The organism is Streptomyces sp. NPDC037389, assembly GCF_040636475.1.
Taxonomy (GTDB): Bacteria; Actinomycetota; Actinomycetes; order Streptomycetales; family Streptomycetaceae; genus Streptomyces; species Streptomyces hesseae.
This window is the reverse complement of record NZ_JBEZUS010000012.1, coordinates 30,021-49,578: the sequence shown is the minus strand read 5'-3', so window position 1 is coordinate 49,578 and position 19,558 is coordinate 30,021. Positions and strand designations below refer to the sequence as shown.

Annotated in this window: 14 protein-coding genes and 3 pseudogenes; 4 read left to right on the top strand and 13 right to left on the bottom strand. The window is 72.6% G+C overall.

The window, feature by feature from the left end:
* Positions 1–89: 89 nt before the first annotated feature.
* From AB0E98_RS25250 to AB0E98_RS25240, 3 pseudogenes are all read right to left on the bottom strand, one after another.
* A pseudogene (locus AB0E98_RS25250) lies at positions 90–856 on the bottom strand (ABC transporter ATP-binding protein).
* Positions 853–1,645 (bottom strand): annotated as a pseudogene (gene cbiQ, locus AB0E98_RS25245) (cobalt ECF transporter T component CbiQ). The pseudogenes AB0E98_RS25250 and cbiQ overlap by 4 nt, the downstream one beginning before the upstream one ends.
* Position 1,646: 1 nt before the next feature.
* A pseudogene (locus tag AB0E98_RS25240) lies at positions 1,647–1,937 on the bottom strand (PDGLE domain-containing protein); the annotation flags it as partial.
* Between the two features lie 168 nt (positions 1,938–2,105).
* On the opposite strand from AB0E98_RS25240, the gene AB0E98_RS25235 reads away from it, so the two are divergent.
* Positions 2,106–3,404, top strand: a complete 1,299-nt coding sequence (locus AB0E98_RS25235) for an HNH endonuclease family protein (protein ID WP_361706557.1) — start codon at positions 2,106–2,108, stop codon at positions 3,402–3,404.
* 83 nt (positions 3,405–3,487) lie between these two features.
* Here AB0E98_RS25235 and AB0E98_RS25230 read toward each other — a convergent pair whose 3' ends face one another.
* The 3 genes from AB0E98_RS25230 to AB0E98_RS25220 form a co-directional block, all read right to left on the bottom strand.
* Positions 3,488–4,687, bottom strand: a complete 1,200-nt coding sequence (locus AB0E98_RS25230) for a MarP family serine protease (RefSeq protein ID WP_361706554.1) — start codon at positions 4,685–4,687, stop codon at positions 3,488–3,490.
* Positions 4,688–4,973: 286 nt separating this feature from the next.
* Complete coding sequence (locus AB0E98_RS25225) at positions 4,974–7,190, bottom strand: MMPL family transporter (protein ID WP_361706551.1); 2,217 nt, start codon at positions 7,188–7,190, stop codon at positions 4,974–4,976.
* Positions 7,191–7,313: 123 nt separating this feature from the next.
* Positions 7,314–7,913, bottom strand: coding sequence for a TetR/AcrR family transcriptional regulator (locus AB0E98_RS25220; protein ID WP_361706548.1), 600 nt, complete (start codon positions 7,911–7,913; stop codon positions 7,314–7,316).
* 149 nt (positions 7,914–8,062) lie between these two features.
* On the opposite strand from AB0E98_RS25220, the gene AB0E98_RS25215 reads away from it, so the two are divergent.
* Positions 8,063–11,323 carry a S41 family peptidase gene (locus tag AB0E98_RS25215; protein ID WP_361706546.1) on the top strand — a complete coding sequence of 1,087 codons (3,261 nt, stop codon included), beginning with the start codon at positions 8,063–8,065 and terminating at the stop codon, positions 11,321–11,323.
* Between the two features lie 64 nt (positions 11,324–11,387).
* Here the strand turns inward: AB0E98_RS25215 and AB0E98_RS25210 are convergent, their stop codons facing one another.
* The 3 genes from AB0E98_RS25210 to AB0E98_RS25200 form a co-directional block, all read right to left on the bottom strand.
* Positions 11,388–11,591 carry a hypothetical protein gene (locus AB0E98_RS25210; protein WP_361706544.1) on the bottom strand — a complete coding sequence of 68 codons (204 nt, stop codon included), beginning with the start codon at positions 11,589–11,591 and terminating at the stop codon, positions 11,388–11,390.
* A gap of 79 nt (positions 11,592–11,670) precedes the next feature.
* Positions 11,671–12,555, bottom strand: coding sequence for an SDR family oxidoreductase (locus AB0E98_RS25205; RefSeq protein WP_361706541.1), 885 nt, complete (start codon positions 12,553–12,555; stop codon positions 11,671–11,673).
* Positions 12,552–14,084: an NAD(P)/FAD-dependent oxidoreductase gene (locus AB0E98_RS25200; RefSeq protein WP_361706538.1), complete on the bottom strand. Its 1,533-nt coding sequence runs from the start codon at positions 14,082–14,084 to the stop codon at positions 12,552–12,554. Before AB0E98_RS25200 ends, AB0E98_RS25205 begins: the two co-directional genes overlap by 4 nt.
* Before the next feature lie 149 nt (positions 14,085–14,233).
* Between AB0E98_RS25200 and AB0E98_RS25195 the strand changes: the two genes are divergently transcribed.
* Positions 14,234–14,962 (top strand): MerR family transcriptional regulator, encoded by a 729-nt coding sequence (locus AB0E98_RS25195; protein ID WP_361706535.1) that lies wholly within the window; start codon positions 14,234–14,236, stop codon positions 14,960–14,962.
* 563 nt (positions 14,963–15,525) lie between these two features.
* On the opposite strand, the gene AB0E98_RS25190 is transcribed toward AB0E98_RS25195, so the two are convergent.
* Positions 15,526–16,191: a hypothetical protein gene (locus AB0E98_RS25190; RefSeq protein WP_361706534.1), complete on the bottom strand. Its 666-nt coding sequence runs from the start codon at positions 16,189–16,191 to the stop codon at positions 15,526–15,528.
* Positions 16,192–16,343: 152 nt separating this feature from the next.
* Complete coding sequence (locus AB0E98_RS25185) at positions 16,344–17,138, bottom strand: exodeoxyribonuclease III (protein WP_361706531.1); 795 nt, start codon at positions 17,136–17,138, stop codon at positions 16,344–16,346.
* A gap of 66 nt (positions 17,139–17,204) precedes the next feature.
* Here AB0E98_RS25185 and AB0E98_RS25180 point away from each other — a divergent pair, with 66 nt between their 5' ends.
* Positions 17,205–17,705 carry a GNAT family N-acetyltransferase gene (locus tag AB0E98_RS25180; protein ID WP_361706528.1) on the top strand — a complete coding sequence of 167 codons (501 nt, stop codon included), beginning with the start codon at positions 17,205–17,207 and terminating at the stop codon, positions 17,703–17,705.
* A 57-nt stretch (positions 17,706–17,762) separates the two neighbouring features.
* Here the strand turns inward: AB0E98_RS25180 and AB0E98_RS25175 are convergent, their stop codons facing one another.
* Together AB0E98_RS25175 and AB0E98_RS25170 are read right to left on the bottom strand one after the other, a co-directional pair.
* Positions 17,763–18,263, bottom strand: coding sequence for a DUF1269 domain-containing protein (locus tag AB0E98_RS25175; protein WP_361706526.1), 501 nt, complete (start codon positions 18,261–18,263; stop codon positions 17,763–17,765).
* A gap of 37 nt (positions 18,264–18,300) precedes the next feature.
* Positions 18,301–19,530, bottom strand: coding sequence for a HAMP domain-containing sensor histidine kinase (locus AB0E98_RS25170; RefSeq protein ID WP_361706523.1), 1,230 nt, complete (start codon positions 19,528–19,530; stop codon positions 18,301–18,303).
* Positions 19,531–19,558 lie beyond the last annotated feature (28 nt).

The window sequence follows — 19,558 nt, the reverse complement described above, 5'->3', positions numbered from 1 at the left end:
ACCATCCACCATGGTGCAACGTGTCCGGAAGTGGTCGGGGACGGGGGTCGCCTCAGGTCGCCTCAGGTCACCTCGGATCACCTCGGGGGTCACCTCCCCACGACCGCCGTGCGCGGGTCGAAGCCGAACGGCAGCTCCAGGCGGTGGGCCCGCATGGTGCCCTCGTCGCACAGCAATTCCCCGGTGGGCCCGTCGGCGGCGATGACCCCGCCGCTGAGGATCACCGAGCGCTCGCACAGCTCCAGCGCGTACGGCAGGTCGTGGGTGGCCATGAGCACCGTCACATCCAGCGAGCGCAGGATGTCGGCAAGCTCACGCCGGGAGTCCGGGTCGAGGTTGGAGGAGGGCTCGTCGAGGACGAGGATCTCCGGCTCCATGGCGAGGACCGTGGCCACCGCCACCCGGCGCCGCTGCCCGAAGGAGAGGTGGTGCGGGGGGCGGTCGGCGAAGTCCGCCATGCCGACCCGCTCCAGGGCCGTACGGACGCGCTCCTCCAGCTCCGGGCCGCGCAGCCCGGCGGCGGCCGGGCCGAAGGCCACGTCCTCGCGGACGGTCGGCATGAACAGCTGGTCGTCCGGGTCCTGGAAGACGATGCCGACCCGGCGCCGCACCTCGGCCAGGTTCGGCTTCGTCACCGGCAGCCCGGCGACCCGGCGACCCGGACCGAGCCCACGCCGCCGCCGAGGATGCCGTTGAGGTGGAGGACGAGGGTGGTCTTCCCGGCGCCGTTGGGGCCGAGCAGGGCCACCCGCTCCCCGCGCCGGACGGTCAGGTCGACGCCGAAGAGGGCCTGGTGGCCGTCGGGGTAGGCGAAGGCCGGCCCGGAGACCTCCAGGGAAGGGGAAAGGGCGGTCATGTCAGGGTCCATCCCGTCAGGCAGACCGCCAGCGCGGCCGGCGGCAGCGCGGCAGCGTGCGTCCACTGCGCACGGGTCGCGGTCACGTCGTCGATCACGGGCATCGTGCCCACGTACCCCCGGCTGACCATCGCCAGGTGGACGCGTTCACCACGCTCGTACGAGCGGATGAACAGCGCCCCCGCGGACTTGGCCGGCACCCCCCAGTGGCCCACCCCGCGCGCGGTGAAGCCGCGCGACTCCCGGGCGATGCGCATCCGCCGCATCTCGTCCGTGACCACATCGCCGTAGCGGATCATGAAGGACGCGATCTGGACGAGCAGCGGCGGCATCCGCAGCCGCTCCAGCCCCAGCAGCAGCGCCCGCAGCTCGGTCGTCGCGGCGAGCAGCACCGAGGCGGCGACGCCCAGGGTGCCCTTGGCCAGGATGTTCCAGGCGCCCCACAGCCCGGGTCCGCTGAGCGCCACGCCGAGGACGTGCACCCGCTCGCCGGGTACGACGAACGGCATGCAGCGCGAACGCCACGAACGGCACCTCGATCAGCAGCCGCCGCAGCAGAAACCCGTACGGCACCCGGCCCACGCCCGCGACGGCCGCGAGCAGCAGCGCGTACAGCCCGAAGGCCCACACCGCCTCGCGGGGCATGGAGACGACGACGAGGACGAAGCAGAAGACGGCCGCGAGCTCGCAGTGCGGCGGCAGGTCGTGGACCGGCGACCGGGCGTGCCGGTAGAGCTTGTGGGCTCCCCCATAGCTGAACGCATGGGAGGTACCCCCATCGGCGCCCATGTCAGACGGTCTCGCCGGTCACGGCTGCGGCCTTGGCCGCGTTACTCCTGCGACGGCGTACGACCACGAAGACGCCCGTGCCCACCGCCGGCGTCGCCCCGACGCCGATCACACCGGCCAGTCCGCCGGAGAGCCGGGCGTCCGGGACGTCCTTGACCTGGTAGTCCGCGAGCGGGGAGTCCTTGGCCGCATGCTCCTTGGCCCTGGCGTCGATGCCCTTGTCGTGGGCGACCTTCTCCAGGCCGTCCGGGCTGGAGAAGGCGTAGAAGCTGACGAAGCCGGCGAGCGCCAGGCCCCTCGCCGGGGCCCGCGCCCCACCGGCCGGCACGGGCCGGAACCGCCCCCGGGGCCAGTCGGGTGATTCATCGCCGCCTCGGGCATATGTCCCGTTCCACGGCTTACTCATCATGACGGCCATCTCTGCTCTGCCCCTGGCTGCGGAGCCACCGAAGGAGGTCCCATGCGATCGCAGGACATATCCGCGCGCCGGTACCGGCGGCCGTTCCTCGCGTCCACCGTCACCGCCGCCGCCCTGCTGCTGGCGGCGGGTCCGGGCACCACCGCCCGGGCCGTGCCACCGCCCGGCACGGATCACGCGCGGCCCCGGGCGGCCGGACTGCCCGGCGACTACGACGAGACCGCCTGCGAGGGCCCGTCGCCGGACGAGGGGGACATCTACTCGCGGCCTCCCGTGCCCGGCCCCGAGTCCGACCCTCCCGGCGGCAAGCCCGCGCGGCCCAAACCCTCCGCCCCGGCCAAGCCCCCGGAGCGAGCGCCGCACGGCTCCTCGGCCGGGGCCGCGCCCGCGCGCCACGGCCGCGCCCTGCCCAAGCGCGCGCCCAGGCGCGTGCCCACGAGATGGCCCAGGAACCTGCCCGGCCGCGACGAGGCCACGCGCATGCTCGGCGACCTCGACGTCAGGCCACTGCGGGGCGAGGGCTACGACCACCGCTACTTCGGCGCGACCTGCTGGGTGCGGCACGGCCTGGACCAGTGCACGACGCGCGAGGTCGCCCTGAAGCTCTACTCCGTCGTGCCGGCCACGCTCCAGGGCAAGTGCCGGGTCGTCGGCGGCCAGTGGCACAGCGAGTACGACAACAGGACGCTGGCCGACCCGGTGCACGTCGACGTCGACCACATCGTGTCGCTGCGCAACGCCTGGGGCTCGGGGGCACGCGAGTGGTCGGCGGAGAAGCGCGTCGAGTTCGCCAACGACCTGACGGCCTCCCCCGAGCTGATCGTGGTGTCCACCTGGGGCAACCGCCGCAAGGGCGACAAGTCCCCGGACCAGTGGATGCCGCAGGACCCGATCGGTCAGTGCCTCTACAGCCAGGCGTGGATCGGGGTGAAGGACTACTACGGGCTGAGCGTCACCCGTGCCGAGAAGGACAAGCTGCGGCAGGTCCTGGACGCCTGCCCCGCCCAGACGCCCGTGGACGGCCCGGGCCGCCCGAACCGTCCGAACCGTCCGGACCAGCAGCCCAAGCAGGACCAGCAGCCCGGGGAGAACCACCAGCCCCGGCAGGACACCCAGCCCCAGCAGAACCATCCCGGCCGGAACGACCATCCTGACCGGAACGACCGCCCCGACCGACAGGACCGACAGGACCGACAGGACCGACAGGACCGACAGGACCACTCTGACCGCCCCGACCGGCAGGACCACTCTGACCGGCAGGACCGCCCCGACCGCGACGACCGGCACGGCCAGAACGACCAGAACGGCCGTCCCGACCGGAACAGCCGGGACGGCCACTGAGAGCAGACCGGCAGGTCGACAGACCGGCAGACCGGGCCCGGGGACCGGGGCCCACCGGGCCCAGGCCCCGCCCCGGCCACCGCCTAAAGCGCGGCCCGGCTGCCGGTGCTGACCGGTGTGGTCGCCTGTGCCGCCCGTCGCGCGGCGTCGGCGACCTGGTCGGCGGTCAGCACGTAGCCCGTCTCCGCGTCCGTCGTGGAACGGGCGAAGACCACCCCGTACACCTTGCCGGAGGGGGTCAGCAGAGGTCCGCCCGAGTTGCCGGGGCGGACCGTGGAGCGGACGGAGAAGACCTCGCGCGTGGTGATGCCGTCGCCGTAGATGTCCTGGCCCTTGGCCCGGACCTCGTTGGCGACGATCGCCGCGCGCAGGTCGAGGCCGCCGTTCTCGGGGAAGCCCGCGACGACGGACGCGTCGCCGCGCTTGGCGCTCTTGTCGAAGGGCAGCACGGGCGCGTCCAGGCCGGGGACGTCCAGGACGGCCACGTCCGTGTCCGGGTCGAAGAGGACGACCTTCGCGTTGTACGCCCGCCCGACGCCGCCGACCTTGACGGTCGGGTCGCTGACGCCGGCCACCACGTGGGCGTTGGTCATCACGTGCTCGTGGGAGAAGACGAATCCGCTGCCCTCCTGGCCGCGCCGCCCGTCGCCGCCGACGTTCGCCACGCCCTCGACCTTCACCACGCTCCGCCGGGCCGCCCGGGCCGCGTCCGCGGTCACCATGTCCCCGGTGGGCTTGGGAACGCTGGTGGCGGGCTCGCTCTCGAAGGGGTTGAACACCTGGGGGAACCCGGCCCCCGCCAGCGCGTCGGTCGTCCGGCTGAACCAGGTGGGCGCCTGCTCGGGCATCACCTTGTGCACCGCGCCCAGCAGCTTCGACTCCTTGATCTCCCGGGTGAGGGAGGCGGAGTTCGCCGAGCCGAGCACGCTCGCGGCCACCCAGCCGACCAGCAGCACGGCCAGTGAGGCGGCGGCCGCGCCGGCTATGCCGTCGAGGCCGCGCACGGGCGCCCACGTCAGCCGGGACCGCAGCCGCCAGGCGAACCGGCCCGCGACGGCGTGGCCGATCACGGCCGGGATCAGCACGACCAGGACGGCGGCGACGGCCGCCAGGGACGTACCGGGTTCGAAGGGCTCCAGGGCGTAGGGCAGCGCCCAGACGCCCAGCACGGCGCCGCCGAGGAACCCGGCGAGCAGCACGACGCTCGCCACCAGGCCCCTGCGGTAGCCGGAGACGGCGTAGGCGAGGACGAGCAGCAACAGCAGCACATCGATCAGGTTCAACGCGAAGCCCTTTCCTTCACACGCGTCCCCCGACCGCGCCCACCTGCGTGGACTTAGAAAAACGCCACCGTGGCGGGTGGCGGTTCCCATTCCGTCCGAATTCATGGCGTACGCCACGTAGCCGTCCACCGGGGGCAAGCCCCCGGCCCCCGGCCCCCGGGAAGGGGCGGGACCCGGGCCCCCTCCCCGCCGCGACGGCGACCGGCCGAAACGACGCGGCCCGGCGGTACCGGACCCGCCGAAGCGGGACCGTACCACCGGGCCGCGAAGCACCGGGAATGCCGCGTCAGACGCGGACGGGCTCCCGCTCCCCGTCCGGGTCGGGCGAACCGGCCCCGTCGGAAGGCGCGAGCGTCTTCTGGAGCCCCTCACCCTCCACGTCCACGTTGGGCAGCGCCTTGTCCAGCCACTTCGGCAGCCACCAGGCCGTCTTGCCCAGCAGGGCGAGGACCGCCGGCACGATCGCCATCCGGACCACGAACGCGTCGAAGAAGACCGCGATCGCCAGGCCGAAGCCGATCATCTTGATCATCTGCTCGGACGAGCCGATGAAGCCCGCGAAGACGCTCATCATGATGACGGCCGCCGCCGTGACGACCCGCGCGCCGTGGCGGAAGCCGGTCACGATGGCCTCGCCCGGGCGCTCGCCGTGGACGTAGGCCTCGCGCATCCGGGTCACGAGGAAGACCTCGTAGTCCATGGCCAGACCGAAGACGACACCCACCATGAAGATCGGCATCATGCTCATGATCGGGCCGGTCTCCTCGACCCCGAAGAGCGAGCCCAGCCAGCCCCATTGGAAGACCGCGACGACGGCGCCGAGCGCGGCGACCACCGACAGCAGGAAGCCCAGCGCGGCCTTCAGCGGCACCAGGATGGACCGGAAGACGACGATCAGCAGCAGGAAGGCCAGGCCGACGACGAGCGCCAGGTACGGCAGCAGGGCGTCGTTGAGCTTCTGCGAGACGTCGATGTTCATCGCCGTCCCGCCGGTGACCAGGATCTTCGCACCGGTGTCGGAGGCCAGCGCGGCGCGCTCGCCCCGGATCGCGTGGACCAGGTCCTCGGTCTCGGTGCCGGTCGGCTTGGACTTGGGGATGACCATCAGGGTGGCCGTGTCCCCGGCCTTGTTGAACTGCGCCGGGGTGACCATGGCGACGTCGTCCAGCTTCGCCAGGGTGTCGTGGGTCTTCTGCGCCGCGGCCTTGGGGTCCTTGGCGTCCTTCAGGTCCACGACGTTCAGCAGCGGGCCGTTGAAGCCCGGGCCGAAGCCCTCGCTGAGCAGGTCGTAGGCCTTGCGCTGGGTGGAGCTCTTGGAGGCGGCGCCGTCGTCGGGCAGGCCGAGCTCCAGCGAGGCGGCGGGCACGGCGATCGCGCCCAGGCCGATCACACCGGCCGCGAGCACCAGCACCGGGCGGCGCAGCACGACGCGGGCCCAGCGGGTGCCCATGTTGGGCTTGTCGCCGGCGGCCGCGGCGGGGCCGCCCTTGCGGATCTTGCGGGGCAGCACCTGCTTGCCCGCGAAGCCCAGCAGCGCGGGGATCAGCGACAGGGCGATGAGCACGGCGATGGTGACCGTGCCGGCGGCCGCCATGCCCATCTTCGTCAGCATCGGGATGTTGACGACCGCGAGGCCGGCCAGCGCGATGACGACGGTCAGGCCGGCGAAGACCACCGCGGAACCGGCGGTGCCGACGGCGCGGCCCGCGGCTTCCTCGCGCTCACGGCCCTCGGCGAGCTCCGCGCGGTAGCGGGAGACGATGAAGAGGGCGTAGTCGATGCCGACCGCGAGGCCGATCATCATGGCGAGCGTCGAGGTGTTGGCGGAGAGGTCGAGCACGGGCGCCAGGGCGGCGATCGAGGAGACGCCGATGCCCACGCCGATGATGGCGGTCAGCAGCGGCAGTCCGGCCGCGACCAGCGAGCCGAAGGTGATCACCAGGACGAGTGCCGACACGGCGATGCCGATGATCTCCGAGCCGCCCTCGGGCATCTGCTGGAGGACGCTGCCGCCGACCTCGACGGTCAGCCCGGCGTCGCGGCCGTGCTGGGCGGCGTCCTTGAGCTCGGTGCGGGTGTCCTCGGTCAGGTCCATGGACTTGACCTTGTACGCGGCCGAGGCGTACCCGATGTTCTGGTCCTTGTTGACGGCCTGGCCCTGGAACGGGTCGACCGTCATGGCCACCTGCGGGCCGCGCTTGATCTCGGCGACGACCTTCTCGACGGCCGCCTTGTTCTTGGGGTCGGTCAGCTTCTGGCCTGCGGGGGCCTTGAAGACGACGCGGGCGGAGGCGTTCTGCTCGGTATTGCCGGGGAAACGTTCCTCCAGGAGGTCGAAGGCCTGCTGGGCCTCCGTGCCCGGTATGGAGAAGTCGTTGTTGGTGGACTTGGACGCCGTGGCGGCGCCCGCCCCGGCCAGCACCAGCAGCAGCACCCATATGAGGGCGAAGTACCAGCGCCGTCGGAAGGACAGTCTTCCGAGTCTGTAGAGGAACGTGGCCACGAGTGTGATGCTCCCGTCGGTTGGAGTGATGCGGGGAACTGGAAGTGGGAACCAGCCCGACGGGAGCGGTACGTCAGGTGGGGCCTCAGTGGGGGTGTAAGTGGGGGTGTAAGTGGGGGGTGGTCATACGCCTAGAGCGGGGATGATCACGGCGTCGACGTAGTGGGTGAGGAACTCGGCGTCCGGAGCCCGGTCCTCGATGAGCGGACGGGCCAGAAAGCCGCCGATCATCATGTGCGCGACGAAGGGGATGGCGGGGTTGTCCGCCACCAGCTCGCCACGTCCGACCGCGCGCCGGAGCATCTCGTCCATCCATCCCATCTCGGGTTCGACGAGCACCTCGCGCAACGCCCGGTGGAGTTCCGGGTTGGTGTGCACGGCGTGCCCGAGCCCGCGGAGCAGGGCGGTGTCCTTCTCCATCTGCTCCGTGTCGGCCTGGCACACCATGGCGTGGAGGTCACCGCGCACCGAACCGGTGTCGATGCCCTCCAGGCTGCCCGGCTTGTTGTGCCGCAGGGCCTTGGCGACCAGCTCCGGCTTGCCCTTCCACTGGCGGTAGAGGGTGGCCTTGCTGGAGTGCGTCCGGGCGGCGACGGCGTCCATCGTCAGGGCGTCGTAGCCGACCTCGCACAGGATCGCGAGCACCGCCTCGTAGAGCTCGGCCTCGCGTTCGGGGGTCAGCCTGGTGCGGCGGACCGCCGGCTTGGGTGGTTCCGTGGGCATACCGCCCCTCCCTTCCCCCCGTAGCCGTACGAAACGGTTTCGTACCGTACGAGAGTAAGCCCGGGCCGCAGCGAAACGACATCGTTTCGATGGTGTTCTCCGTCACGAACCGAGTTGCCGGGGGATCAGCCGCCCGAAACCATTGACGCGTGAGCGACGCCTACATCCGCTTTCCTCATCTGCACGGCGAGCTGCTCTGCTTCGTGGCGGAGGACGACCTCTGGCTGGCCCCGATCGGGCCGCCGGGGGCCGCCGCCGGGCGGGCCTGGCGGCTGACCGTGGACCGCACCCGCGCCGGGCACCCCCGCTTCTCCCCCGACGGGCGCCACATCGCCTTCACCAACTGGCGCAGTCTGGATCCCGAGATCCATCTCGTGGACATCGAGGGCGGGCCCGCCCGCCGGCTGAGCTACTGGGGCAGCACCGACACCCGGGTCTGCGGCTGGGCGCCCTCCGACCGGAACGGCGGCTACGACATCCTCGCCGTCTCCTCGCACGGCCAGCCGTTCTCGTACTTCTCCTGGGCCTACCGGCTGCCCACCGACGGCGGCCCCGGGCTGCGGCTGCCGTGGGGGCCGGTGTCCGACATCGCGATGGGCGAGGTCGACGGCGAGCACCGCACCCTGCTGCTGGCCGGCAAGCCGCCGCACGAGCCCGCGTCCTGGAAGCGCTACCGGGGCGGGGCGACGGGCCGGCTGTGGCTGCACGGCACCCGGCTGGTGCCGGACATCCAGGGCCATCTGGACTCGGTGATGTTCGTCGACGGCCGGATCGCCTTCCTCTCCGACCACGAAGGCATCGGAAACCTCTACTCCTGCCGGCCCGACGGTTCGGATCTGCGCAGACACACCGATCACGCCGACTTCTACGCCCGCCACGCCGCCACCGACGGCTCCCGCGTCGTCTACCAGTGCGCGGGCGAGGTGTGGCTGGTGGAGGACTTCTCCCCCGGCGCCGCCCCCCGCCGGCTGGATCTGCGCCTGGGCGGGCCGCGCGCCGGGCGGCGCACGTACCAGGTGCAGGCCGCCCAGCACGTCGGCGCGCTGGCCGTGGACACCACCGGCCGGGCCAGCGCGGTCGGGGTGCGCGGCAGCCTGTACTGGCTCACCCACCGCGACGGCCCGGCCCGCGCCATCTCCGACACCCCGGGCGTAAGGGTGCGGCTGCCGGAGATGCTGGGCTCCACCGGCCGCATCGCCTATGTGACGGACGCCGAGGGCGAGGACGCCATCGAGATCGCCCAGCTGCCGCGCGCCTCCGGGCCCTCCGAACCGCGCCGGCTGGCCGCCGGCCTGCTGGGCCGGGTGCACGAGCTGCTGTCCTCGCCCGACGGCGCACGGCTGGCCGTCGCCTCGCACGACGGGCGGCTGCTGCTCGTGGACGCCACGGCCGAGGGGACGGGCGAGGTCACGGAGCTGATCCAGTCCGCCAACGGGCCCGTGCGCGAGCTCGCCTTCTCCCCCGACTCCGGCTGGCTGACCTGGTCCCACCCGGGGGTCGGGCGCTCCCTCCGGCAGATCAAGATCGCCCGGCTCTCGGACCGGCTGATCGTCGACGTCACCAACGGCCGCTTCGAGGACGAACAGCCCGTCTTCACCCGCGACGGCCGCTACCTCGCCTTCCTCTCCTGGCGCGGCTTCGACCCGGTGTACGACGTCCACACCGGCGACCTCTCCTTCCCCCTGGGCTGCCGCCCCTACCTCGTCCCGCTGTCGTCGGCCACACGCTCGCCGTTCGCGCTGTCCGCCGAGGGCCGGCCGGCGGGCGGCGGGCTCGACCTGGACGACACCGGGGACCACGAGGGCGCGCTGGTGGTGGAGGTGGAGGGGCTGGAGAACCGGGTGACGCCGTTCCCGGTGGCCGCCTCGAAGTACTCCTCGCTCCACCCGGTCGGCGGCGGCGGTCTGGTGTGGCTGCGGTGGCCCATCTCCGGCGCCCTCGGCGAGACCTTCGCCAGCCCCACCGACGTCTCCGGCAAGCCCACACTGGAACACTTCGACCTGGTCAAGGCCAAGCGCACCGAACTCACCTCCTCCATCGACTGGTACGCGGTCAGCGGCGACGGCACCCGGCTCGTCGTCAACGACGACGGCGACCTGCGCGTCGTCCCCGCCGCCGACACCCCGGACCCCGACTCGACCGTCTTCATCGACATGCGGCGCATCCTCCACGAGGCCGACCCCGCCGCCGAGTGGCGGCAGGCCTACGCCGAGGCGGGCCGGATCATCCGCGCCTACTTCTGGGAACCGGGCATGTGCGGCATCGACTGGGACGCGGTGCTGGAGCAGTACCGTCCGCTGCTCGAACGCGTCGCCTCCCCCGACGAGTTCGCCGACCTCCTCCGCGAGGTCCTCGGCGAACTGGGCACCTCCCACGCCTACGTCGTCCCCGCCCGCCGCAACGAGGGCCCGCCCCACTACCAGCGCGCCATCGGCCTCCTCGGCACCAACCTCACCCATCGGAAGGACGGCTCCTGGGCCGTGCGCCGCGTCCTGCCCGGCGACTCCTCCGACTCCAAGGCCCGCTCCCCGCTGGCCGGTTCGGGCATCCGCGAGGGCTGGGCACTCACCCATGTCGACGGCCGCCCCGTCGACCCGGTCGCCGGCCCGTACCCGCTGCTCGCGGCGGCGGGCGGGACGACCGTCGAGCTCACCTTCCGCCCGCCCGAACCGGACGGGCACCCGCGCCGGGTCGCGATCGTCCCCCTCGTCGACGAACGGCCCCTGCGCTACCAGGACTGGGTGACCAAGCGCCGCGCTGTCGTCCACGAGCTCAGCGGCGGCAAGTGCGGCTACCTCCACATCCCCGACATGGGCGGCTCGGGCTGGGCGCAGTTCAACCGCGACGTACGGATGGAGATGTCCCGGCCCGCCCTGATCGTGGACGTGCGCGGCAACGCGGGCGGCAACATCAGCGAGCTGGTGGTGGAGAAGCTCACCCGCACCATCGTCGGCTGGGACCTCACCCGCGGCGCCCAGCCCGTCTCGTACGCCTCCAACGCCCCGCGCGGCCCGGTCGTCGCCATCGCCGACGAGATGACCTCCTCCGACGGCGACATGATCACCGCCGCGTTCAAGCTCCAGGGCATCGGCCCGGTCGTCGGCCTGCGCACCTGGGGCGGAGTCGTCGGCATGACCGGCCGCCACCGGCTCGGCGACGGCACGTCCATCACCGTGCCGATGAACGCCGCCTGGTTCGACGCCTACGGCTGGGGCGTGGAGAACCACGGCGTCGAACCCGACATCGAGGTCGACCGCACCCCGCTGGACTGGGCCGAGGGCCGCCACAAGCAACTGGACGACGCGGTACGGGTGGCGCTGGACCTGCTGGAACAGCACGGCGCGACGAACCCGCCCGACTACTCGGGCGTACCGGACCTGCGCCGCCCGAAGCTGCCGCCGCGCGGGTGAGTACGAGTGAGGGGCGCGCCCTGCTGCTGGGCGCGCCCCTCACTCGTACTCGACGGTCGGCAGGCTACTGACGGTCGTCGAACTCGTCCTGGATGTCGTCCAGGGACTGCTGGCGGTTCTGCTGCTGGCTCTTCTGCTGCTGCTGTTGCTGCTGGCCCTTGACCTTGTCCTGCGTCTGCTGGCCCTTCTGCTGAGCCTGCTGCTTGGCCTGCTGGGCCTTCTGCCTGGCCTGCTGGGCCTTGCCCTGCATCTCGTCCTTGATGCCCATGCGTAACTCACTCCTAAGGGGTGATCGGGGAAGTGGGCCGCGACCAGCCTCACACGCCCCCGCGCCGCCCGCATGTCGATCAGTGACGCTCCGTGCGCGCCTTCGTGTCCGCCTCGCCGCCCGCGCCCACCAGCCCGAACCGCGCCCCGGCCAGCCGGGGTTCGGCGCGCCGCATCTCGCGCGGGCCGCCCAGGGCGACCAGCGCCGGGAGCGCGGCGCGCAGCGGCTGCAACGCGCGGAGCCAGCCCTGCCCGTAGACGTGGGCCGAGCGCCGCTCGATACCGTTCGCCAGCCGGTCGACGGTCGGCGCCAGCGGATAGGTGCGGTTGGCCGGCCACGGAAGCCGCTGCCGCAACTCCCGCATCACCTCGAACTCGTCGGCCCCGCGCACCATGTCGGTGTCGGTCCAGCTCAGATAGGCCACGCCGACGCGTACGCCCTTGTGGGCGACCTCGGCGCGCAGGCTGTGCGCGTACGCCTCGACGCCCGCCTTGGACGCGCAGTAAGCGCTCATCATGGGCGCCGGGGTGATCGCGGCGAGGGAGGCGATCTGGAGCAGATAGCCACGGCTCTCGGTGAGGACGGGCAGGAAGGCGCGGCCGGTGACGGCGCTGCCGATCAGGTTGACCTCGATCACCCGCCGCCAGTCGGCCGGGTCGGAGCCGACCAGCGGGCCGCCGGCGGCGACACCGGCGTTGGCGACGACGACGTCCACCTTGCCGAAGCGCGCCTTGACCTCCGCCGCCACGCCCGCCATGGCCTCGTGGTCGGTGACGTCGGCGTGCCAGTACGCGGCCTCGCCGTGCAGCGTCCGGGCGACCCGGCGCAGTTCGTCCGGCTCCAGCCCGACGAGCGCCACGTCCGCGCCGCGCGCCGACAGCGCGCGGGCCAGTGCCTCCCCCACGCCGCGCGCGGCGCCGGTGACGACGGCGACCTGCCCGCGCAGGCTCGTCCGGGGCCTCATCGCACGGCTCCTGCGGCGTCGGCCGCACCGGCCTTCGTACGGGCCCGGGGCGCCCTCAGCAGCTGGTACTCGGCGAGGTCCACCCGCCGGGTGACCTTGCGGAACTCCGCCGTGCTGCCCGGCCAGACCGTGGTGTTGCGCCCCTGGGCGTCGAGGTACCAGCTGCGGCAGCCGGTGTTCCAGACCGTGCGCTCCATGCGGCGCTGGATGCCGCGGTTCCAGGCGCGGACGGCGGAGGGGCGGGCGTCCAGGGCGGCCCGGCCGCCGATGGTGTCGAGCTGGCGCAGGAAGTCGGCCAGATAGTTCAGCTGGGCCTCGATGATGAGGATCATCGAGTTGTTGCCCAGGCCGGTGTTGGGTCCTATGACGAAGAGGAAGTTGGGGAACCCGGCGGCGCTGGCGCCGCGCAGGGCCGCCATGCCGCCCTTCCCCCACTCCTCCGCGAGCGTGGTGCCGTTCGCGCCGGTGACGCGGTCGGCGATCGGCATGTCGGTGGTGTGGAAACCGGTGCCGAAGACGATGACGTCGGCCTCCGTCTCCGTGCCGTCGGCGGCCACGAGCGTGGAGCCGCGCACCTCGGCGAGACCGGAGGCGACGACGTCGACGTTGGGGCGGGCGAGCGCGGGGTAGTAGTCGTCGGACAGCAGGATGCGCTTGCAGCCGATGCGGTAGTCGGGCAGCAGCTTGGCGCGCAGGGCGGGGTCCTTGACGGCTCTGCGCAGATGGGCGGCGGTGACGCGCTCCATGAGCCCGAGCCGTTCGGGCCACTTGGTGAACAGGCCGACCTGCATCTCCCGTACGCCCCACAGCGTGCCGCGCCGCAGCATGCCCGTGGCCGGGACCTTCGAGTGCAGCCAGCGCTCGCCGGCGGTGATCCGGCGGTCGAAGCGCGGCAGCACCCAGGGCGGGGTGCGCTGGAAGAGGGTGAGACGGGCCGCCTCGGGCTGGATCGCGGGCACGATCTGGGCCGCCGAGGCGCCGGTGCCGACCATGGCGACGCGCTTGCCGCGCAGGTCGGCTTCGTGGTCCCAGCGGGCGGAGTGGAAAACGGGCCCGGGGAAGTCCGCCAGCCCCGCGACGTCCGGGATCCGGGGGTCGGAGAGCGGCCCGGTGGCGGAGACGACGACGTCGGCCGTCCAGTCCTCCTTGGAGGTGCTGATCTCCCAGAGCAGCCGCTCGGCGTCCCAGCGCATCGCCAGCACCTCGGAGCCGAAGCGCAGATGCGGGCGGAGCCCGAAGGTGTCCGTGATCCGCTCCAGATAGGCCCGGATGTGCGGCTGGCCCGAGAAGCTGCGCGGCCATTCGGGATTGGGCGCGAAGGAGAACGAGTAGAGGTGCGAGGGAACGTCGCAGGCGCAGCCGGGATAGGTGTTGTCCCGCCAGGTGCCGCCGACGGAGTCCGCGCGCTCCAGGACGACGAAGTCGGTGACGCCCTCGCGGCGCAACCGCACGGCCGCGCCCAGCCCGCCGAACCCCGACCCGATCACCGCCACGCGCACGTGACGTACGCGCTGTTCGTGCTCGACCATGCCGCCGCCTCCCGGCCCCAGTTCCACAGAAGCACCCGCTCGACCGCGCCAGCGCTCACTGGCACGGTCGGAGCGTAGGGCAGGGACGGGCCGCGGCGATAGTGGCCGGGGGAAGGGAAGTTACCGGCGGTCGCGCGTACGCTTCCCGCGTGGCGAACGACGGGAAGCGCGAGTACCGGACGGCGGAACTGGCCGCGGAGGCCGGCATCACGGTGCGCACCCTGCGCTTCTACCGTGAACGCGGACTCCTTCCGGCGCCGCGCCGCGAGGGCCGCATCGCCTGGTACGGCGAGCCCCACCTGGACCGGCTGCGCACGGTCGCCGCGCTGCTGGACCGGGGCCACACGCTCGGCGGCATCGCCGAGCTGATCGCGGCCTTCGAGGGCGGGCGCAACGTGGCCGAACTCCTGGGCACTTCTTGGCCGGAGTCGGAGTCGGGGGAGACCTCGGTCCGGCTGACCCCGGAGGAGCTCGCCGACCACTTCGCGGGCGAGGTGACCCCGGAGAACCTCGCCGCCGCCCTCGACATCGGCTATCTCGCCGTGGACGGCGAGCGGATCGTCCACATCAGCAGCCGCCTCCTGGACGCCTCCACGGACCTGGTCCGCGCGGGCATCCCCCTCTCCGCCGTCCTCACGGCGGCCCGCGAGGTCCGCGCCCACGCGGACGCGCTGGCGGGGATGTTCAGCCGGCTGGTGCGCGAACACACCGATCCGGCGTCTATCGACGGCGAGTTGACGCGCCTGCGACCGCTGGCGCGGACGGTCGTGGACGCGGAGTTCTCACTGGCGATGGACCGACGGTCGCGCGGGGCGGGCGCGCGCGACGCCATGAGCCCCGGGGACGAGCCCGCGTGCGCCCCGCCCAAACCTTGCTAACGGGCTAACAGTTGGGGATGGCGGCACTAAAGTCCCTGTTGTGACGGGTCGAGCCATATCGGCTCAACGCGCGCCTTTCCTAGGTGCGGTTCGCTGCGTTCGAGGCTCCAGCCAGGGGCCTCGGACGCGGGCCACATCGTGCCGTGTCCGGGGTTCCTTCATGGGGCCTCGCCGTCGGCGGGCCTCTCCTTCGAAGGAAAGGCGCCGGGAATGTCTCGTCATAGGAAGCCGAAGCCGTCGATCGACTGGGGGCAGGGGAAGCGGTGGGTGAAAGCAGTTACACCGTGAGTGGAACTGCTTGTCACCGTCACAACGCTGATCTTGCTCATGATCGGCAAGGGATGACCGGCGAGGCCTAACCCCATTAGGCCTCGAACGACCACTCTTTCGGCCCGCCCGTCACGAATCCAGATTCCGTGGCGGGCGTTCCTGTTCCTGCAAGCAGGAGCAGAAGCCAACGCTCCGACCGGCGGGGCCTATATCCGGCAGGTCCCGAACGGACATCGCGCTTCGCCTCCTGTATACCAGCCCACCGCCCCGCGCGCACGGCACTCCGGCCCGGACTACCCCTTAGGGACCGGCGGGAGCTCCGCGTGCCGGACCGTGTAGCCGCCCTTGGTGACCGGGGCGTACGGGGCGGAGGACATGCAGGTGCCGACGTCGGAGGCCACCGGCTCCTTCGCGCCCTTGTCGCCGTCGCGCAGGACGTTCACCGCCGCCCAGGAGAAGCCCACCCGGTCCTGTGACTTGTGGCCCGCCTTCTCCTTGCCGCCGTCCAGGACGCTGAAGCCGAGCCGCTTGCCCAGCCCGTCCTGCGGGACGTCCGGGCTGATCTTGGTTATCACCGCCGTGAGGGACGCGACGCCCGGCCCGGTGACGAGGCAGTCGACCTTGCCCTCGGCGGTCACGGTCTTGCCGAGCGCGGCGACGTAGTGGGAGACCTTCACCGTCCCCTCGGCATCGGTGGGCAGCCCGGTGGGCAGCCCGGCCAGCGGTCGGCTGTAGGGCTTGGCGTGGGCGTCGAAGGTGAAGGATCGGACGTCCTTGTCCGGCGAGTACGGGAGCTCGAAGGTCGCCGACCCGGTCACGCTCGCGCGCTTCGGGGCGGTGTCCGCCGCCGCGTTCCCGGCGGCGGCACCACCGAGGGTGACGGTGGCGGCCAACGCGGCACCCAGCGCGGCGACTTTGCGCGAGCGCGAGGAAAGACGGACGGACGATGCGTATGCCATGGTGTTTCTCCCGAGGAGGCCGGTGGAGCCGCGGTTGCTGCGGTTGCTGCCGAACTCATCGTTCAGCAGCGCCCGCCGCCGCCCATCCGTCCCCGGGCGTAATCCGCCCGCGCCCCCTCCGCCACGGGGCGATCCGCCATCCGCCCGGAGGACTACCGCGCCTCGTAGACGGCCGTCACCGGTGCGTGGTCCGACCAGCGCAGGTCGTGGCTCGCGGCCCGCTCGACGACCGCCTTCACCGCACGCCCGGCCAGGCCCGGCGTCGCGACCTGGTAGTCGATGCGCCAGCCGGAGTCGTTGTCGAAGGCGCGGCCCCGGTACGACCACCACGAGTACGGGCCCTCCACCCCGGGGTGGAGGGTACGGACGACGTCCACGTACTCCTCGAAGACCTCGCCGAGCCACTCGCGCTCCTCGGGGAGGAAGCCGGCGCTCTTGCGGTTGGCCTTCCAGTTCTTGAGGTCGGCCTCGGTGTGGGCGATGTTCCAGTCGCCGCAGACCAGCACCTCGCGACCCTCCGCCGCGGCGCGGGCCTTCAGTCCCACGAGGTGGGGCAGGAACTCCGCCATGAAGCGTTCCTTCTCGTCCTGCCGCTCCGTGCCCACCTCGCCCGAGGGCAGGTAGAGGCTGGCCACGGTCACACCGGGAAGGTCGATCTCCACGTACCGGCCGCTGCCGTCGAACTCCGCCGAGCCGAAGCCGACGCGCACCGCGTCCGGCTCGCGCCGGGAGTAGAGGGAGACGCCCGCACGGCCCTTGGCCGCGGCCGGGGCGTGGACGACGTGCCAGCCCTCGGGGTCGCGGACCTCGTCCGGGAGCTGGTGGGGCTCGGCGCGGACCTCCTGGAGGCACACGACGTCGGCTTCGGTCTGCGCGAGCCACTCGACGAAACCCTTCTTGGCGGCGGCACGCAGTCCGTTCACATTTGCGGTGGTAACGGTGAGCATCCCGGCACGATACCGACTCCTGAAATCCCTTGCCGCCCGGCGGCCGCCCGCACGTACCATCGCGGCATGGAGATCGTGCCGGTCGCCTACGACCACCCGGACGCCGTAAAGCTCAATGACCAGGTGCAATTGGAGTACGCCGAGCGGTACGGGGGCGGCGACGACACCCCCCTGGACCCGGCGCACTTCGCCCCGCCGCGTGGCCTGTATCTCATCGCGTACGACACGGACGGCGAGCCGGTCGCCACGGGCGGCTGGCGCGCGATGGAGCGCGACTCCGAGGGCGGCGTGGGGTACGCGGACGGGGACGCCGAGCTCAAGCGGATGTTCGTGATACCCCGGGCCCGCGGCCGGGGCCTGGCGCGACGCGTCCTCTCCCTCCTGGAGACCGACGCCCTCGGGGCGGGCCGCGCCCGCATGGTCCTGGAAACGGGCGACAAGCAGCCGGAGGCCATGACCCTCTACCTCTCCAGCGGCTACGCCCCGGTACCGGCGGAGGGGAAATTCGGCTACTACCGCGCATACGACACGAGCCGCTGCTTCACCAAGCCGCTGCGCTGCCGCTAGGGCTTCGGGGGGGCGCGGGGCGCAGCCCCCGTGGTACGGGCCGGGGCCGGGGGCGTGTCAGGTGCCGTGGCCGGCGGCGATGGCCGCTTCCACTTCCGCGCGGACCCGTTCCGCGGGGTAGCGGCGGACCTCGCCGAAGGGGGAAAGGGCGCGGTCGACCGGGCCCGGGTCGTCCTCGCGGACCTCGGCCATCAGGACCGTGCTGCCCGGCGGCACCTCCGCCGCCAGCATCTCCAGGGCCGCGTTCGACGCGGTGGCCGCGCGGGCGTCGTGGACGCCGCCGATCAGGCCGCCCGCGCCGAAGCCGACCAGGACGCCGAGCGGCCCGCCGAGGATGCCCAGCAGTCCGCCGAGCAGGCCGCCCATGGCGAAGGCGGTGGCCGTGCCGGTGTTGTCGACGGCGTCGGGGAAGTCGAGGGCGCCCTCCGCGTCCCGGGCGATCACGGCGCCCTCGCGCAGGGTGACCTCCTTGTCGGTGTGGGCCCGGCGCAGGGCGTCCAGCGCCTTGTGGCCCTTGGCGGGGCCGGCGACGTTCAGGAAGAGGACGTTGTCGTTCACGGCATCCACTCTTCAGCCTGCCGACGCACCCCGCACGTCAGTCGCCGTCGTCCGGCGGATCGTCCCGTATCGCGTCGCTCAGGTCGAGCACCGCCTCCGCTCCCCCGCCCGGCGGGTTGGTGAAGGAGAGGGCGGCGCCCAGCACCCGTGCCTGGCCGACCGCGATCGTCAGCCCCAGGCCGAGGCCGGCCCGCGAGCCCGTGCGGAAGCGCTGCGGGCCGTGGGAGAGCAGCTGCTCGGGAAAGCCGGGGCCCAGGTCGCGTATGCGTATGACGCCGTCGTCGACCTCGGCCACCACCGTCCCCGAGCCGTGCCGGAAGGCGTTCGTGACGAGGTTCGCCAGGATCCGCTCGACACGGCGCGCGTCGGTCTCGACCAGCCGGTCGCGGACCACCCTGACCTCGACGGCCTCCCCCGTCCCGGCCGCCGCCGCCCGTACCGCCCGCCGGGTGAGCTCGCCCAGCGCCCGTACGTCCGTCTCGGCGTGCTCGGCGTCCGCGTCGAGGCGGGCGACCTCCAGGACGTCCTCCATCAGCGTGCGCACCCGGTGCGACCGCTCCCGGACGAGTTCGGCGGGCCGGCCCGGCGGCAGCAGTTCCGCCGCCGCGACCAGGCCCGCGACGGGCGTGCGCAGCTCATGGGCGATGTTGGCGGTGACCTCGCGCTCGGCCTGGAGACGGGCGGCCAGCGCGTCGGCCATGGTGTTGACGGCGTGGATCAGCCGGGCGAGCTCGTCCTTGCCGCCCCGGGGCCGGAGCCGGGCCGTGAGGTCGCCGTCGGCGATCCGCTCGGCGGTCCGTGCGGAGGCGTTGAGCCGGCGCCCCGCGACCGTCGCCAGCGCCACCCCGACGACTCCGGCGAGGGCGGTGCCGATGCCGCCCGCCAGCCACAGGACCTCGTCGAGCTCCTCCAGGTTGCGGATCTGCCGGGTGTAGGGGTGTTTGAGGACGATGGTGTCGTCGCCCACCCGCGTCGCGGCCCACAGGGTCGGCTCGGGTCCCGAGCGGTCCAGGTAGGTGGCGCGTCTGCCCCGGTCGACGGCGCGCCGCAGGGGCTCGGGCAGCCGGTGGGGGTTGAGGATCACCCGGGGGCGGTCGAAGCCCGCCGCGTGGTCCTCGGCGGCGGACACTACGCGCTGGTCGAGGGACTCGCGCGCGGTCTCCAGCTGGTTGAGCGCGGTGCGGTGGTGCACGACGAGGCCGATGAGGACGGAGACGACCGCGGCGGTGGCCGTGATGGCCACCCCGATCTTCGTACGCAGACCCATCGACTGAAGTCTCCTCGGCTGGGGGCTG